The organism is Roseobacter weihaiensis (genome assembly GCF_020622345.1).
In the GTDB taxonomy this organism is placed as follows: domain Bacteria; phylum Pseudomonadota; class Alphaproteobacteria; order Rhodobacterales; family Rhodobacteraceae; genus Roseobacter; species Roseobacter weihaiensis.
In genome coordinates this window covers 1-16,805 of the sequence record NZ_JACNMO010000030.1, presented here as the reverse complement: position 1 = coordinate 16,805, position 16,805 = coordinate 1, and the positions used below count along the sequence as shown (strand labels likewise).

Genomic DNA, 16,805 nt, shown 5'->3' with positions numbered 1-16,805 from the left:
GTCTCCTTGCTCATGCTCAGGCCCGCCCGAACCAGCTGCGCTTGCGCCCGGCCTGTGCCGGTGACGGGGCAGGGGCCGCGGCGGCTTGCGGGCTGCGGGCATTGTCCTCCAGAATCATCGCGATGCTCTTGTCGGTCAGCGCGGCGGAGCGGAAATCATTTTCCTCCGCGGCCCCGCGCTTGGCGCGCACCGCCTGGATGAAGCCGTCAAGCTGGTTGGAATACTCCTCGCCGCGCAGATAGAACCACGGGTCTTCGGTCAGCTCGGTGGTGTATTTCACCGTCCAGCCCTTTTCATACCCGGACAAGGTCTCGGGCACCTCGCGCAGGAACAGCTGACATTCCTGCCGGTCCGCATAAAGCCGCCCGTTTGTACCGATCATGGTGATCTTGGTGCTCATCTTGCGGTGCGATTCGTCGCTCCAGTTCACCGAGAGCTGGGCAGGCACCGCACCGAATTGCAGTGTCGAGAGCACCGCATCATCGGTATCGCGCGAAAAGATCGAGCTGAGCACCGAGCCCGACACCTCCGTGGGCGCGCCAAAGAACCAGTTCAGCAGGTTGAGCGGATGCGCTGCATAGTCATAAAGACACCCGCCGCCCTCGGATTTCTGATTGCGCCAGCTTTTCTTGTTCTCGCGCAGCACGACAGGCCCGTAGGCTTCGGCCTGCACGTGGGTCACCCTGCCGATGGCCCCGGCCTCCAGCAGCTTTTTCATGTGCTGAAAGGCCCCCACGTAGCGGTAGTGGTAGCCCACCTGGTTCACCAGCCCCCTGGCCTCTGCCAGATCCGCCAGGGCCTCGGCCGTGCGCCAGTCGAGACAGAAGGGTTTTTCGCAAAACACATGGATGTCGCGTTCAAGAGCCGCGCGCACCATCGTGTCATGCATCCGCGAGGGCGTTGCAATCACCACCGCATCGAGGTCTTCGGTCTCCAGCAGCCTGTCGTATTTGCGGTGCACCGTCAGGCCGGGGATATTCTTGCTGAGCACATCCACCAGAAACCCCGTGGCGTCACAGGCGATCGTCTCGGCGTTTGGATGGGCCCGCACCATCGAAAAATGAGACAGCCCCATCTTTCCCAGCCCCACGACAGCGATCTTGATCTTGTCCTGCATGGATCAGCCTTTCCGATTACCTTGATTTCACGCGTCACCCGTCCCTAACCGGCATGTACGCAACAATCCATTACAATTGGTGTCATTCCCACGACGTTTTTGCGGCAAACGGAACAACATGCCGACCCTCCGGGCAAAGAAGACAAACGAGGTTTTTCAGGATCCTGCACTTAGCAACCGAAACTAGATTGATCTACTCGAAAAGAAACCCGACATCCTCCACAAACCGGGCGTTCGAGACATAGGCCGAGACACGGCGGAACGCTTCCTGGCTGAGACGCACACGCAGATCGTCATCCGCCAATGCGGTGCGCACGACCTCTTCGAGATCGCTGAAATCCCACTTGACCGGCAGGTAGGTGACCCCCGGTTCATAAAGATCGGGCAGGGTCCGCAGATGGCTCATGTCCTGCTTGATCAGAACAGCCCCTGCCTGAATGGCCTCGATATCGCGCCAGCAAAGCTCGCCATAGCCAAAGGGGCTGAAACACAGGCGCGCGCGGCGCAGTTCCGCGTTGAACTGTGGCAAAGACAGCAGATCGGTTCCCGAGACGGAAACACCCTCCAGCCCGGCCACCAGGGTGCGCGCATGCTGCCGCATGGCCTGATACCAGGGTGAACCGGTGACCGCGAGCCGGGCCTGCACATCCAGGGTGCGCCCGTCCTGGGGCGGGGGGACCGGGGCCATAAACCCGCCGATCAGATGCGGGGCTGTAAAAAAATTGGGGGACAGGCGCAGTTTTTCAAGGACGCCTTCCGGTGCACGGAAGTCCTTGAACGGGCCGTCGACATCGTAAAATTCAGCGTAGTGGCCGGACAGGTAGGTGTCCCGGTAACAGGTCCTGTAGTGCGCAAAATCCTTGTACAGAGACTTTTTCACGTAAAAACTCAGATCATCGGGCAGATGGGCCGAGAGGCGCAGATCGTTATGGGCATAGCTGTCCAGAAAGGAAATGCGCGCGTCAGGATTGGCCTGTCGCAAACGCGTGCAAACCTCGGCAAGCGCCTCGGGGGGCACCGTGAACCAGGGTTGCAGCAGGATGTCATCCGCCTGCGGCACAGGGGCAAGTTTTCCCGTCAGCAAATCCTGAAAGGGGTAGGCGCGCAGGGTGACGCCAAACCGCGCGTGTAAGGCCTTGCGATAGTGGAAAAACGGATAGAGCTGTGAATAGCTGATCCGGTTGGGATCGTGGAAGGCAACAACCCGGCGCCCGGTTCCCCGCGTGAAAGGGCGCGCCATCCAGGCCGCGGCGATCCGGCGTGTGCCTTTTGACAGGCGGCGGCGTGCCAGGACATCTCCGATCATACGCATCTCAAAACCTTATATGACCAGCGGCTGGCAGATATCGGAACATCCGCGCCGCCGGAACCTTTGACTTAAACCAACCTGCCCGGCAGGCATATGTGTGGCCGTGAAAGCCAGTACAGGAAAATACAGATTTTTCCAGAGCAACGCCCCCCGGCAAACAGGGCATCCACGGCATGGGCGCAAAGAGCACAGTCCACGCTCTTGTGCGCCCCCCGGTTTTGAACGCTTCACAGAGCACCGTCAGAAACGATAGACCTGCCCTGTGCCCCCGACCGGGCAGGTTCCGACCGCTTTGCGGATCTCTCTTGCAGGGCCAGCACAGGAGTATGAAAACCCATATGGACGACTGGAGAAGTCCCAAGGCCAGGATCAAGCATCTTGTCAAATCAGGGCTCTTTCGAGGGTTCGCGCGGGCCGGGCGCTTTCGGCCCCTGTCGCCATCAGACAACCTGACACAGCCCTGCGAGACGGTGCCCTTTTTTGGCCATCGGGTCGGCACGTCCGCAGAGATGGGACCGCAGAAAGAGACCCGCCTGGCGTTTTGCCCGCCCCGACCGGCCTATGAAGAGGTGCCGGATCTGTTTTATGCCCCGGGCGGCATGGCCTGGGTCGGCGGGTGCCTGGTCGAGAAATTCAGCGTCCAGCCGATCCGGCTGAGCGATCTGCGCGCCCGCCCGCCTGCGCGCGCGCAGACGCTCCCCGCCTGTGCCGTGGTCGAATGTGACTATCTCTATTCTTACGGGGACTGGGTGCATTGCTACCTGGGCACCCTGCTGTCGGTGGGTTTCCCCGATGTGCCGGTGCTGATCCCGCAGGCGCTGGCGCAGAAAAGCTATGTCCGGCGTGATCTGGACCGGGCGGGGATCAACTGGATCGCGGCAACCGGCTGGTACCACATCGAAAAGGCTTTCGTGCTGCGCAAGCCGAACCCGAAATTCTATTTCTCGCCGCAGGATGTGGCGGCCTTTCGCACCGCGTTTGCCGTCACGCCCACGCCACCCACGCCGGGGTCGGTGTCCTATCTGGGGCGCTTTGATCTGACCGGTGAGACCGTCACGCGGCAGTTTCCCAGTGACGCCGCCGCCGCGTATGTCAGATCCATCGGGGGGCGGGTGATCCGCCAGGCCGACCTCAATACGACAACCGCCGCTGATTACGGTCAGGAGGCCGAGACCGTGATCGGCGATCACGGATCGGGCCTGCTCAACATCATGTTCTGGGCCCCCAGCACGGTGATCGAACTGGTGGTCGACGACTGGTGGGTCAACAACACGCTGTTTGTCGCCGCGGGCATGGGGGTGCGGAATTTCGGCGTGATCCGGGTCGATGGGCTCTGCGCCGCTGAAATCGGCACCCGGATCGAGGCCTGTCAGGCCCATTTTGCCGCGCAGCCCCCCTGAGCGCTGCCGCTCAGGCCACCTCGTCCCGGCGTCCGATCGAGGTATAGCCCTGAAAGCCGCTCGCCCGGGCCTGTTGCGCGGAATAGATATTGCGCAGATCGGCCATCATCGGGCTGGCCATCTCTTCGACCAGCCGCCCGAGGTCCAGGGCGCGGAATTCGTTCCATTCGGTCAGCAGCACGATGGCATCAGCGCCCTTGGCCGCCTCGTAGACGTCTTCGACCCACGTCACCCCCGGCAAGAGTGCTTCGCCTTCGCGGAACCCCTGCGGATCGACCACGCGCACCGACGCCCCATTGCCCACCAGTGCCGGCACAATGACCAGAGACGGCGCATCGCGCATATCGTCCGTGTTGGGTTTGAACGTCACCCCCAGCACGGCGATCTTCTTGCCGTTCACCGACCCGCCACACAGGTCGAAAACCTTCTCTATCATGCGGCGTTTGACCTCTTCGTTGACCTTGATGACAGTCTCGGTCAGCTGCATCGGGACAGCATGATCCTGCCCGATGCGTGCCAGCGCGGAGGTATCCTTGGGAAAGCACGACCCGCCGTAGCCCGGACCTGCATGCAGGAACTTGGCCCCGATGCGCCCGTCCATCCCGATCCCCTTGGAGACCATCTTGACGTCCGCCCCGGTGCGTTCACACAGGGCGGCGATTTCGTTGATGAAGGTGATCTTGGTGGCCAGAAAGGCGTTGGCGGCATATTTGATCATCTCAGCGCTTTCCAGATCGGTGGTCATGATCGGGAAATCGCGCAGGTACAAAGGCTGGTAGATCGCCTGCATGATCTCTGCCGCGCGGTCGCTTTCGACGCCGACGACGATGCGGTCGGGGCGCATGAAGTCGTCAATCGCCGCCCCTTCGCGCAGAAACTCCGGGTTCGAGGCCACGTCAAATTCGGCCTCCGCGTTCACCGCGGCAATGGTCTCGGCCACCTTGCGGTTGGTGCCCACCGGCACGGTGGATTTCGTCACCACAACCGCATAGCCGGTCAGCGCGCGGGCGATCTCTTCGGCGGCGGACATCACATAGGTCAGATCCGCATGCCCGTCACCGCGCCGCGTGGGCGTGCCCACCGCGATAAAGACAGCTTCCGCGCCCTCCACCGCCGCCGCCAGATCCCCCGAAAACGACAACCGGCCTGCCGCCACATTGCGCGCCATCAGATCATCCAGACCCGGCTCGTAGATCGGCACTTGGCCGGCATTGAGTTTTTCAAGCTTGGCGGGATCCTTGTCGACACAGACCACCTCATGGCCGAAATCCGAAAAGCACACACCGGATACCAGACCCACGTATCCTGTCCCAATCATTGCAATTTTCACTGCGCGCTCTCCTGCATATGGCTGTTGCAAAGGTGATGCGGCAAGGGGGGTCCCCTGTCAACTCGAAGGGGCACGTCCCCCCGCAAGAACGGCGCGAACACGCTTTTGGGGTGACACATCTTAAGCGCATTGCTAATGGGACGAGGGGGGAGAGCTGCGAGAATAGGAATTGCTTGTGCAGGTCGAGACGACAAAGCTGGCGGATGTCTTCATCCTGACCCCCAAACGGTTTGGCGATGCCCGCGGGTTCTTCAGCGAGAGCTGGAGCCAGCGCGCCATGGCCGGGGCCGGTTTCCATTTCGATTGGGTGCAGGACAACCATTCGCTCTCGATGCAGGTGGGCACCGTGCGGGGCCTGCACTTTCAGGCCCCGCCCCATGCCCAGGACAAGCTGGTGCGCTGCGGGCGCGGCGCGCTTTTTGACGTGGCGGTGGACATCCGGCGCGGCTCGCCCACCTATGGCCAGTGGATCGGGGAAGAGCTGAGCTTTGAAAACGGTCGCCAGCTGCTGATCCCGGCAGGGTTTCTGCATGGGTTTGCCACACGCCAGCCCGACACCGAGATCATCTATAAATGCTCTGACGTCTATGCGCCCGACTGTGACGGGGCGGTGCGCTTTGATTGCCCGCAGATCGGGATCGACTGGGGATTGGGCGGTTTGGAGCCTGTTTTGTCTGAAAAGGACGCGGCGGCCCCCGGATTGGCCGATTTCGACAGCCCGTTTGTCTATGAAGGATAATCTATGAAACTGCTTGTGACCGGGGGGGCCGGGTTTATCGGATCTGCCGTTGTCCGGGCCGCCATCGCCCAGGGGCATGCGGTCGTCAACCTCGATGCGCTGACCTATGCGGCCTGTCTGGACAACGTGGCCAGCGTCGCGGACAGACCCGATTACCGTTTTGAACACGCAGATATCCGGGACCGCGCGGCCCTGGACGCTGTTTTTGCCAGACACGCCCCCGACGCGGTGATGCATCTGGCCGCCGAAAGCCATGTGGACCGCTCCATCGACGGGCCGGGCACCTTCATCGAGACCAATATCACCGGCACCTATCACCTGCTGGAGGCCGCGCGCGCCTATTGGACGGCGCAGAATAAACCCGAAGGGTTTCGGTTCCACCATATCTCCACCGATGAGGTTTTTGGCTCCCTGGGCGACACCGGCCAGTTCACCGAAACCACGCCCTACGATCCGCGCAGCCCCTATTCGGCCTCCAAGGCCGCCAGCGATCACCTGGTACGGGCCTGGCACGAAACCTACGGTCTTCCGATCGTGATGACCAATTGCTCGAATAACTACGGGCCCTATCATTTTCCTGAAAAGCTGATCCCCGTGGTGATCCTGAACGCGCTGGCGGGCAAGGAGATCCCCGTCTACGGCGCGGGGCTGAACGTGCGCGACTGGCTTTACGTCGAAGACCACGCCGATGCGCTGCTGACCGTGCTGCAAAAAGGCACGCTGGGGCGCAGCTACAACATCGGCGGCGAGAATGAGGCGCGCAACATCGACATCGTGCAGATGATCTGCACGATATTAGATACTAAACGGCCCAAAGAGACGCCTTATGCAGAGCAGATCACCTTTGTGGCGGACCGTCCGGGCCATGATTTGCGCTATGCGATCGACCCCACACGGATTGCCAGCGAGCTGGGCTGGCGGCCCTCGGTCACATTGGAACAGGGTCTGGAAAAGACCGTCACCTGGTATCTCGAGAATGAGGCCTGGTGGCGCGCCCTGCAGGACCGCGACGGTGTGGGGCAACGTCTCGGGGCCCGCGCATGAAGGTTCTGGTCTTTGGCAAGACGGGCCAGGTCGCCACGGAACTGGCGCGCTTTGACGGGGTCACCTGTCTGGGGCGCGATGAGGCGGATCTGACGGACCCCGGGGCCTGCGAGGCCCTGATTACCAAGACCGACGCAGAGGCCGTGATCAACGCTGCTGCCTACACCGCCGTCGACCGCGCCGAAGAAGACCGCGACACGGCCATGATCGTCAACGCCATGGCCCCTGCGGCCATGGCCGCCGCCGCCGCCGCGCGCGGGCTGCCGTTTGTGCATATCTCCACCGATTATGTCTTTGACGGCGCCGGCACGGACCCCTGGCCTCCGGGGGCCGCCACCGGCCCGCTTGGCGTCTACGGGGCCAGCAAGCTGGGCGGTGAGCAGGGCGTACGGCGGGCCGACGGGGCCCATGCGATCCTGCGCACGGCCTGGGTGTTTTCCGCCCATGGCAACAACTTCGTCAAGACCATGCTGCGACTGGGCGCGGACCGCGACAGGCTGACCATTGTCGCCGATCAGATCGGCGGGCCCACCTCTGCGCGGGCCATCGCGGGGGCCGTTTACACCATTGCAGAGACGCTTTTGCGCGATCCCGCCACCTCTGGCACCTACCATTTCAGCGGCGCGCCAGAGGTCAGCTGGGCCGGGTTTGCCCGGGAAATCTTTGCCCGGACGGGGCAGGGGACCATCGTGGAAGACATCCCCACCAGCGCCTACCCGACGCCGGCCGCCCGGCCGCTGAACGCCCGGCTTGACTGCAGCGCGACAACTGCCACCTTCGGGATCGAACGCCCGGACTGGCGACAGGATCTGGCCGAGGTGCTGGCCGATCTCAAGATGACGTAACGAGGAACACATCATGACAGCGCGCAAAGGCATCATTCTGGCAGGCGGGTCCGGCACACGGCTCTACCCGATCACGCTGGGGGTCTCCAAACAGCTCCTGCCGATCTACGACAAGCCGATGATCTACTATCCGCTTTCGGTGCTGATGCTGGCCGGCATCCGCGAGATCGCCATGATCACCACGCCGCAGGATCAGGCGCAGTTCCAGCGCATGCTGGGGGGCGGGTCGCAATGGGGCCTGTCACTCACCTATATCGAGCAGCCTTCGCCTGACGGTCTGGCCCAGGCCTTTATCCTGGCAGAGGATTTTCTGGCAGGCGCGCCATCGGCCCTGGTGCTGGGAGACAACATCTTTTTCGGGCACGGGCTGCCCGATCTGATGGCCGCCGCAGACGACCAGGCCACCGGCGCCACGGTCTTTGGCTACCAGGTAGCAGACCCCGAACGCTACGGCGTGGTGGACTTCGACGACAGCGGCACCGTGCGCGGCATCATCGAGAAACCGGATGTGCCCCCCTCCAACCACGCGGTCACGGGGCTTTATTTCGTTGATGGCACGGCGCCGGCCAAGGCGCGCACGGTCAAGCCCTCGGCGCGCGGAGAGGTCGAGATTACCACCCTTCTGGAGATGTATCTGGCCGAGGGCAACCTGCGGGTGCAGCGCATGGGGCGCGGCTATGCCTGGCTCGACACCGGCACGCATGGCTCGCTGCTGGATGCGGGCAACTTCGTGCGCACCATCGAAAAGCGCCAGGGCCAGCAAATCGGCTGCCCCGAAGAGATCGCCTTTCAGCTCGGCTGGATCAGCCGTGCCGATCTGGCCCGCGAGGCGCAGAAATACACCAAGAACGACTACGGCGACTATCTGAACAAACTCTGACCGGAGGAGACGTCATATGGCGCCCAAATTCGGCACAAGCGGGCTCCGCGGGCTGGTGACAGAGCTGACCTCTGATCTGGTACAGGACCACGTGCGCGCCTTTATCGCCGCCTGTGACACCGGCCACGGGCTTTTTGTGGGCGAAGATTTGCGCCCTTCCTCGCCGCGGCTGGCCGAAGATGTCACCCAGGCCGCGCGCGGCATGGGGGTTCCTGTTACCACCTGCGGGGCCGTGCCCACGCCGGCGCTGGCCCTGGCCGCGATGCAGCAGGGGGCGGCGGCCATCATGGTCACGGGCAGCCATATCCCCGCGGACCGCAACGGGCTGAAGTTCTACACCCCACAGGGCGAGATCACCAAAACCCACGAGACCGCAATCCTCGCGGCCTTGGGCACAAAGCCCAAAAGCCTCGTATCAGAGACGATTTTGCGACAGGACGACACTGTCGGGGCTGGGTTCGTGGCGCGCAATGTGGCAGGCTGCGGGGCAGGGGCGCTCACCGGGCGGCGGATCGGGCTCTACAGCCATTCCGCCGTGGGCCGCGACCTGCTGGCCGAGATCCTGACCGGGCTGGGGGCAGAGGTGACCGAGCTTGGCCGCTCCGACACCTTCATCCCCGTCGATACCGAAGCGGTGGCCCCCGATGTGCGCCGCCAGATCAAGGCCTGGGTGGCCGAGCACCGCCTTGATGCGCTGGTCTCCACCGATGGGGATTCCGACCGCCCGCTGCTGGCGGATGAAACCGGCCGGATCGTGCCCGGCGACATCATGGGACAAATCACTGCGGAGGCGCTGGCCGCCGAGGCGGTGGTCACGCCGATCTCTTCCAACAGCGGGGTGACGCAAAAGGGGTTTGCCCGTGTCGCGCGCACGCGCATCGGCTCGCCATATGTGATTGCCGGGATGGAAGCGCTGGCGGGGCGTGTCGTGGGCTATGAGGCCAATGGCGGGTTTCTGCTGGGCTTTGCCGCACAGGGCCCCGCAGGGGTCTTTGCGCCGCTGCCCACCCGCGACTGCGTGCTGCCGCTGCTGATGACGTTGATCGCCGCCGGGGCGGCGCCGCTGTCGCAGCGCGTGGCGCAGGAGCCACCGGTTTTTACCGTGGCCGATCGGCTGCAAGACGTCCCGCAAGACCGAACGCAACCCTTTGTGGCGCGCCTGAGCCGGGATGTCGCCGCGCGCGCGGGTTTTCTGGCCAAGCTGGGCGGGCAGGAAGCCGGTTGCGATCTCACCGACGGGGTGCGGATGACACTGGACGACGGGCGCGTGGTGCATATCCGCCCCTCGGGAAATGCGCCCGAATTACGGCTCTATATCGAGGCAAAAGACCCTGAAACGGCGCAGGCGCTGCTGTCAGAGGGCCTGCATCATCTGGCGCAGGCGCTCTGACGGGAAACCGGCGCGATCAGCCCGAGATCAGCCCCATGCTTTCGAGCTTCAACAGCACCTGATGGGCACAGTTGTCGACCTCGACATTCTCGGTCTCGACGCTGAGCTCGGGGTTTTCAGGCACATCGTAAGGGTCTGAAATCCCGGTGAACTCCTTGATCTTGCCTTCCCGCGCCAGCTTGTAAAGCCCCTTGCGGTCGCGGCGCTCGCATTCCTCGATCGAGGTCGCCACATGCACCTCGACGAAAGCACCAAAGGCTTCCACATCCTCGCGCACCGCCCGGCGGGTGGTGGCATAAGGCGCAATGGGCGCACAGATCGCGATGCCGCCGTTCTTGGTGATCTCGGAGGCCACATAACCGATGCGGCGGATGTTGAGATCGCGGTGTTCTTTCGAGAAGCCCAGCTCGGAGCTGAGGTTTTTCCGCACGATGTCGCCATCCAGCAGCGTGACGGGGCGGCCGCCCATCTCCATCAGCTTGACCATCAGGGCATTGGCAATAGTGGATTTGCCCGAGCCCGAGAAGCCGGTGAAGAACACCGTAAAGCCCTGCTGGTTGCGCGGCGGGCGGGTACGGCGCAGCTCAGCCACCACTTCGGGGAAAGAGAACCATTCGGGGATTTCCAGACCTTCCTGCAGGCGGCGGCGCAGCTCGGTGCCCGAGATGTTCAGGATGGTGACGCTGTCCTTATCCTTGATCTCGTCCATGGGCTCGTATTGCGCGCGGTCCTCGACCCAGACCATGTGTTTAAAGTCCACCATCTCGATGCCCATCTCATCCTGATGGGCGCGGAAAAGATCCTGCGCGTCGTAAGGCCCGTAGAAATCCTCACCGGCGGAGTTCTTGCCGGGGCCCGCGTGATCGCGGCCCACGATGAAATGGGTACAGCCGTGGTTTTTGCGAATGAGCCCGTGCCAGACCGCCTCGCGCGGGCCGGCCATGCGCATCGCCAGATTGAGCAGCGACATCGACGTGGTGGCAGCGGGGTATTTGTCCAGCACCGCCTCGTAGCAGCGCACGCGGGTGAAGTGATCCACGTCACCGGGTTTGGTCATGCCGACGACCGGGTGAATGAGCAGGTTGGCCTGCGCCTCGCGCGCCGCGCGGAAAGTCAGCTCCTGATGCGCGCGGTGCAGCGGGTTGCGGGTCTGGAAGGCCACGACCTTGCGCCAGCCGACCTTGCGGAAATAGGCGCGCAGCTCGTTGGGGGTATCGCGGCGGGCGCGGAAATCATAATGTACCGGCTGCTGGATCCCCGTGACGGGGCCGCCCAGGTAAATCTTGCCCGCCTGATTGTGCAGGTAGTTCACCGCCGGGTGTGCGGCATCATCCGCCCCAAAGACCATCGCCGCCTCATGGGCCTTGTTGGGCTCCCAGCGGTCGGTGACGGTCATGGTGGCAAGGATCACCCCTTCCTGGTCGCGCAGCGCGATGTCCTGCCCGATCTCGAGCCCTGCCGCGAAATCCTCATTCACATCCAGCGTGACCGGCATCGGCCAGAGCGCCCCGTCGGTCAGGCGCATGGTATCGACGACAGAGATATAGTCAGCCTCTGACAGAAACCCTTTGAGCGGGTTGAACCCGCCATTCATCAAAAGCTCCAGATCGCAGATCTGGCGCGGGGTCAGATCCCAGCTGGCCAGATCACCGGCCTCTAGCTTCAGCTTCTGAGCAGACTCGTAGGAGACATAAAGCTCAGGGATCGGGGACAGGTTCGGGGTATTCATAAACGTCTCTCTCGTGAAAAAACCAAAATAGCACCCTCCCCCCAAAGGCGCGCCGTCTCGGGCCGCTCTTAATGGGCAGACCCTTGCGTGTTCAAGGCCAAGTTTCCGGTCACTCTCGAAAATATTGCAACTGTCACGCTCCTGCGCGGCCAGAGCGAAAAAGATCTGCTATTTTGATCCCGATAAGCATAATTATGTTAAAAAATACCCGGAAAAACCGGGCTCATGGCCTTGCCACGGGGCTGTCTGGGGGGCAGCGCCTTGCGCGGCCTGTTCAGTCAATCGGAATGAAAATCTTTTAGACTGCGGGGGAAAGAATCATCTGGGAAACCTCAACCCCCCCTCATGGAGAATCGCACGCACAGGCCAAAACACCCCCGTCACCCTCTACTCCTGATTGATTTTGAGGCATGCTTTGCTGAAAACTCTGACAAAACCGCCTCTTAATCCGTTCTATCGCTGGAAATACCAAAATCTATCTGTTAATTTATCTCGACCTTTAAATAAATTACATGGAATTAACATACCGGTGAAGGTGCGGACATTCTTCCGCAAGTGACGGGCGCTCTTGCCCAAGTTTTTAAAAGTGCAGCAATGTATAGCTGGGAGGCTTATTATGCCATTCGATACTCAGAGTTTTAGTACTCAAGGCCAACCCATTTCGGAACGAGAGGTGTTTTTTGGCGAAAGCTCGCCCAAACAGCCTTATTTCTATAGAAATATCACGAAACGTGCGATTGATGTAACGTTGGTGGTGCTCGCGGGTCTTGTGGTACTGCCTGTTCTGGTTGTGCTGATGGGGCTTATTGCGCGGGACGGCCATTCCCCCATCTACAGCCACCAGCGTGTCGGACGGTTCGGCAAGAACTTCCGGATGTACAAGCTGCGCACGATGGTTGCCAATGCGGACGATATGCTGGCCGAGCATCTGCGCACCAACAGCAGCGCCCGGATCGAATGGGAAACCACGCAAAAGCTCAAGAATGACCCCCGGATCACACCGATCGGACGCATCCTGCGCAAGATCTCTGCCGATGAGCTGCCACAGCTGTTCAATGTGCTGATCGGCGACATGTCTCTGGTTGGTCCCCGCCCGATGATGGCCTCGCAAAAGAACCTCTACTCCGGGACCTCCTATTTCGAACTGCGCCCCGGCATCACAGGGCTGTGGCAGGTGTCCGACCGCAATGATTGCGCGTTCAGCGATCGCGTCAAATTCGATGACACCTATAACAGGATCGTTTCGTTCTCCACGGACGTTGCCGTCCTGCTGCGCACCGTCAAGGTTGTCATGCGTGGCACCGGGTACTGAGCCCAGTCTGAGCCCAGTCAAATCGTGAACATTTAAACGGCAGTAAACTCCAAGAACACTGGAGTTTATTTGCATTTGGGCGTTAAAGTTGCGCCATTGATAGTCTTGGAGAATTGTTTCGTGACCCACTCTGCGTTCAGAAATTCATGTCTTGCCGTTCTGGTTTGCGTCGCCCTGGTGGCCTGTAAGTCAACCGAAGAACGCGCCGCAGAACACTATGAGAACGGCCTGAGGCTGATTGAGGAAGGTGACCCTCAGCGCGCCATGGTGGAATTCCTCAACACGCTCAATCTGACCGCCGACAATATCGAGGCACGGCGCAAGATTGCCGAAGTTCAGGAAGAACTGGGACGCTACAACGCCTCCTACCGCAGTTATCTGCAACTTGTTGAACGCGCGCCCGACGATCTTGAGGCGCGGGTCAAGCTGGCCAAGATGGCGTTTACAAGCCGCAACTGGGAAGAATTCGAACGGCATGGCCGCAGTGCGGTCGAGCTTGCGCCCGAGGATCTCGAAGTCAAGGCCATCAACATCGGTCTGAACTACCGGCAGGCCACGCTGGACGAAGACGTGGCCGCGCGCAGCACCATCCTGCAGGAGGCCGAGACCCTGGCCCGTGCCCTGCCCGACAGTGATATCATCCGCCGGATCCGCATCGACGGCTATGTCGGCAAGCAGGACTACCGCGCCGCCCTCGCCCTGATCGACGAGAGCATCGCGGAAACGCCTGACGACCTGACACTCTATAATAGCAAGTTGCAGTTCCTGGCCCAGCTTGGCGAGCAGGCGGCTCTCGAAGCGGAGCTGCGCACCATGATCGACGTCTTTCCAGACAATATCGCGCCGAAACAGACCCTGCTGCGCTACCTGCTCGGCCAGGAACGCACCGACGATGCCGAAGCCTTGCTCGAAGAGTTCTTCGCAAAGGCCGAAACCCGCGAGGAGCGCAACCAGACCTTCGTCAACATCATCCAGTTCCTGCAGACGATCCGCGGCCCCGAGGCGGCCCTCGCCCGGCTTGAGGCCAGCCTGGAAGAAGAGCCTGACAATGATGCCTGGCGCGTGCTGCTGGCCACCCTGCGCTTTGAAGGCGGTGAACAGGACCGGGGCATTGCCGCGCTCGAAGCGGTCTTGTCGAAAGAAGAAAGCACGCTGAGCGACACCGAGCGGCAAAACACCAAGATCGCCCTCGCGGAGATGCTGGTGACCACCGGCAATGAGGTCGGGGCCCGGCGTCAGGTCGAAGAAGTGCTGCAAGCCGACCCAAGCTCTGCCCCTGCCCTCAAGATGCAGGCGGTCTGGCTCATTCAGGAAGACAAGACCACCGAGGCCATCACCGCGCTGCGGACCGCCCTTGAGAACGCCTCCGAAGATGCGGATGCGATGATCCTCATGGCGCAGGCCTATGAACGGGCCGGAGACAGGGCGCTGACAGAGGATTTCCTGTCGCTTGCCGTGGATGCCTCCAACAACGCGCCGCGGTACGCGCTGATTTACGCAAACTTCCTCAACGCGGATGAAAAATTCGTGCAGGCCGAACAGATCCTGATCTCTTCGCTGCGCACCGCGCCCAATAACATGAGCATTCTGCAGGCGCTTGGCAGCATCTACCTGAGACTGGAAGACCTGCCCCGCGCCCAGCGGGTGGCCCAGACGCTGGAAAACCTCGAGGACCCCAATGCCGTGGCTGCGGCCAATGCGCTGAATGCCAGTATCATGGCCCGGCAGGCCGGGGCCGATCAGGCGCTTGATTTCCTGCAACAGCTTGCCGAGGAAGAAGGTGCCGAGAACATCACGGCCCGGCTCAACCTGATCCAGGGCCAGCTGCAGGCAGGGCAGACCGACGAGGCGATCACACTGGCCAGAGCGCTGGTCGCGGAAAACCCCGAGGATCTGCGCCGCCGCAATGCCCTGGCCCAGGCCCATCTGGTTGCCCAGGACCTGGAGGCCGCAGAGGCTGAATATAATGCCATTCTGGAACAGCGCCCCGATCTGAGCAGCATCTGGGTCCGGCTGGCCCGGATCAAGGCCGCCCAGGGCGACCAGGAGACGGCCCGCAGCATCATCGACGAAGGTCTGGAAAAAGCCCCCGGCGCGCTGGATCTGCTGTGGGGCAAGGCATCTTTCCTGCAAACCGCCGGGGATATCGACGGGGCCATCGAAATCTACGAATCCATGTATGAGCAGATGTCCAATTCCCCCGTGATCGCCAACAACCTGGCGAGCCTGCTGTCGACCCACCGGGCGGATGAGGCCAGCCTGGACCGCGCGCGCACGATTTCACGTCGGCTCAGAGGCACCGATGTGCCTGCGTTTCAGGATACCTATGGCTGGATTCTCTACCAGTCCGGCGATGTGGACGGGGCCCTGCCCTATCTGGAATCCGCAGCCCAGGGGTTGCCGGATGACGCACGGGTTCAATACCATCTGGGCGCGGCCTATGCTGCTGCCGGGCGCACAGAAGAGGCCCAGGCCCAGCTGAGCCAGGCGCTTGCGACCGTGGGCACCCTCGGCGATCAGAGCGTGGCCGCCCTGATCCGGCAGGAATTGACCGCACTGGAGGCGGCACCGGAGTGAGATAAGGGCCCCGACAGCCTCTTTTCACGAGACCGCTTGAGCCAGCGGGGGCCTTGCGCAGGCCCCCTGCCCCGTAAAAATGACCGCCTTGCCTTTTGGCGAAATCCCGCCACATCGGGTTTTTTTTCGGCTCAAAATCGCTTATAAATGATCGTGGAAAATTTTCCCGGGATCGCAGTTTTCTTGGGGGCGCTTGATTAAACCATTTTATTACAGTGTTTTAGGGAATACCGCTTGTACATCGGCGGCTTTTTGACCAGCCGCATGCGGCGCGCTTTCGAACCCGGCAGCCTATGCGTATGCCTTTAACAGGCGGCTGCCGAACGCTCTCGCGCTGCAGCCATTTCGAAAACGGGGTTCACCAAAATACCAAACGGGGAACATAAAATCTTCTTATTGGTAAACAAAAAATTAACCCCTAAGGCATGCGTTCCGAGTTTGTACGACTGGTAATTCCCAAAAAATGAAAATTCGGCACGGATTCGAGCAGAATCCGAAGACCTGCAGGAAGAGATTGAAATGTTCGCATTATTTCTGAGCTTGATCGGAGGCTTATCCTCGGCTGCTCTCGTGGCATCCGCCGGTGGGACCGGTTCCGAGGACGTGAAAGACACAGAAAACAAGACCGTGGTGCCCGTCACCCTCGAAGAAGAAGAAGACACAGACGAGCATATGGATGCCGGGGGGCATGACGACAAAGGCGATCATGGCGATGGCAGCGACCATGGCGACGGCGGTGACCATGGCGACGGCGGCGACCATGGCGACGGCGGCGACCATGGCGATGGCGGCGATCATGGCGATGGCGGTGACCATGGCGACGGCGGCGATCATGGCGATGGCGGTGACCATGGCGACGGCGGCGATCATGGCGATGGCGGCGATCATGGCGACGGCGGTGACCACGGCGATGGCGGCGACCACGGCGATGGCGGCGACCATGGCGACGGCGGTGACCACGGCGACGGCGGCGATCATGGCGATGGCGGTGACCACGGCGACGGCAGCGACCATGGCGACGGCGGTGACCACGGCGACGGCGGCGATCATGGCGATGGCGGTGACCACGGCGACGGCAGCGACCATGGCGACGCGGGAGGACAGGACGGCGGGCACGGCGGACATGGCAGCGG

13 protein-coding genes are annotated in these 16,805 nt (G+C 61.9%); 8 read left to right on the top strand and 5 right to left on the bottom strand.

The genetic code is table 11. The features are described from left to right. Positions 1-16: 16 nt before the first annotated feature. On the bottom strand, positions 17-1,117 hold the full coding sequence (locus H7847_RS22835) for a Gfo/Idh/MocA family protein (protein WP_227271802.1): 1,101 nt from the start codon (positions 1,115-1,117) through the stop codon (positions 17-19). Positions 1,118-1,310: 193 nt separating this feature from the next. Next, positions 1,311-2,423, bottom strand: a complete 1,113-nt coding sequence (locus H7847_RS22830; RefSeq protein WP_227271801.1) for a glycosyltransferase — start codon at positions 2,421-2,423, stop codon at positions 1,311-1,313. A gap of 341 nt (positions 2,424-2,764) precedes the next feature. Between H7847_RS22830 and H7847_RS22825 the strand changes: the two genes are divergently transcribed. Next, complete coding sequence (locus H7847_RS22825; protein WP_227271800.1) at positions 2,765-3,826, top strand: glycosyltransferase family 61 protein; 1,062 nt, start codon at positions 2,765-2,767, stop codon at positions 3,824-3,826. A 10-nt stretch (positions 3,827-3,836) separates the two neighbouring features. Here H7847_RS22825 and H7847_RS22820 read toward each other — a convergent pair whose 3' ends face one another. Further along, positions 3,837-5,156 carry a UDP-glucose dehydrogenase family protein gene (locus H7847_RS22820; RefSeq protein ID WP_227271799.1) on the bottom strand — a complete coding sequence of 440 codons (1,320 nt, stop codon included), beginning with the start codon at positions 5,154-5,156 and terminating at the stop codon, positions 3,837-3,839. Positions 5,157-5,331: 175 nt separating this feature from the next. Between H7847_RS22820 and rfbC the strand changes: the two genes are divergently transcribed. The 5 genes from rfbC to H7847_RS22795 are packed head-to-tail and all read left to right on the top strand — an operon-like array spanning position 5,332 to position 10,054. Next, entirely contained in the window at positions 5,332-5,895 is a 564-nt protein-coding gene (gene rfbC / locus H7847_RS22815) for a dTDP-4-dehydrorhamnose 3,5-epimerase (RefSeq protein WP_227271798.1), read from the top strand. 3 nt (positions 5,896-5,898) lie between these two features. Continuing rightward, entirely contained in the window at positions 5,899-6,939 is a 1,041-nt protein-coding gene (gene rfbB, locus H7847_RS22810) for a dTDP-glucose 4,6-dehydratase (protein ID WP_227271797.1), read from the top strand. Then, positions 6,936-7,784, top strand: a complete 849-nt coding sequence (gene rfbD, locus H7847_RS22805) for a dTDP-4-dehydrorhamnose reductase (protein WP_227271796.1) — start codon at positions 6,936-6,938, stop codon at positions 7,782-7,784. Before rfbB ends, rfbD begins: the two co-directional genes overlap by 4 nt. A gap of 13 nt (positions 7,785-7,797) precedes the next feature. Continuing rightward, positions 7,798-8,664, top strand: a complete 867-nt coding sequence (gene rfbA, locus H7847_RS22800) for a glucose-1-phosphate thymidylyltransferase RfbA (RefSeq protein WP_227271795.1) — start codon at positions 7,798-7,800, stop codon at positions 8,662-8,664. A 16-nt stretch (positions 8,665-8,680) separates the two neighbouring features. Next, positions 8,681-10,054 carry a phosphomannomutase gene (locus H7847_RS22795; protein ID WP_227271794.1) on the top strand — a complete coding sequence of 458 codons (1,374 nt, stop codon included), beginning with the start codon at positions 8,681-8,683 and terminating at the stop codon, positions 10,052-10,054. Positions 10,055-10,070: 16 nt separating this feature from the next. Here H7847_RS22795 and H7847_RS22790 read toward each other — a convergent pair whose 3' ends face one another. Continuing rightward, positions 10,071-11,783, bottom strand: coding sequence for a bifunctional sulfate adenylyltransferase/adenylylsulfate kinase (locus H7847_RS22790; RefSeq protein WP_227271793.1), 1,713 nt, complete (start codon positions 11,781-11,783; stop codon positions 10,071-10,073). 616 nt (positions 11,784-12,399) lie between these two features. Here H7847_RS22790 and H7847_RS22785 point away from each other — a divergent pair. Both H7847_RS22785 and H7847_RS22780 read left to right on the top strand, forming a co-directional pair. Then, positions 12,400-13,095 (top strand): sugar transferase, encoded by a 696-nt coding sequence (locus tag H7847_RS22785; protein ID WP_227271792.1) that lies wholly within the window; start codon positions 12,400-12,402, stop codon positions 13,093-13,095. A gap of 120 nt (positions 13,096-13,215) precedes the next feature. Further along, entirely contained in the window at positions 13,216-15,672 is a 2,457-nt protein-coding gene (locus H7847_RS22780) for a tetratricopeptide repeat protein (protein ID WP_227271791.1), read from the top strand. Positions 15,673-16,224: 552 nt separating this feature from the next. Here H7847_RS22780 and H7847_RS22775 read toward each other — a convergent pair. Continuing rightward, the coding region (locus H7847_RS22775) for a hypothetical protein (protein WP_227271790.1) at positions 16,225-16,805 on the bottom strand (581 nt) is incomplete at its 5' end.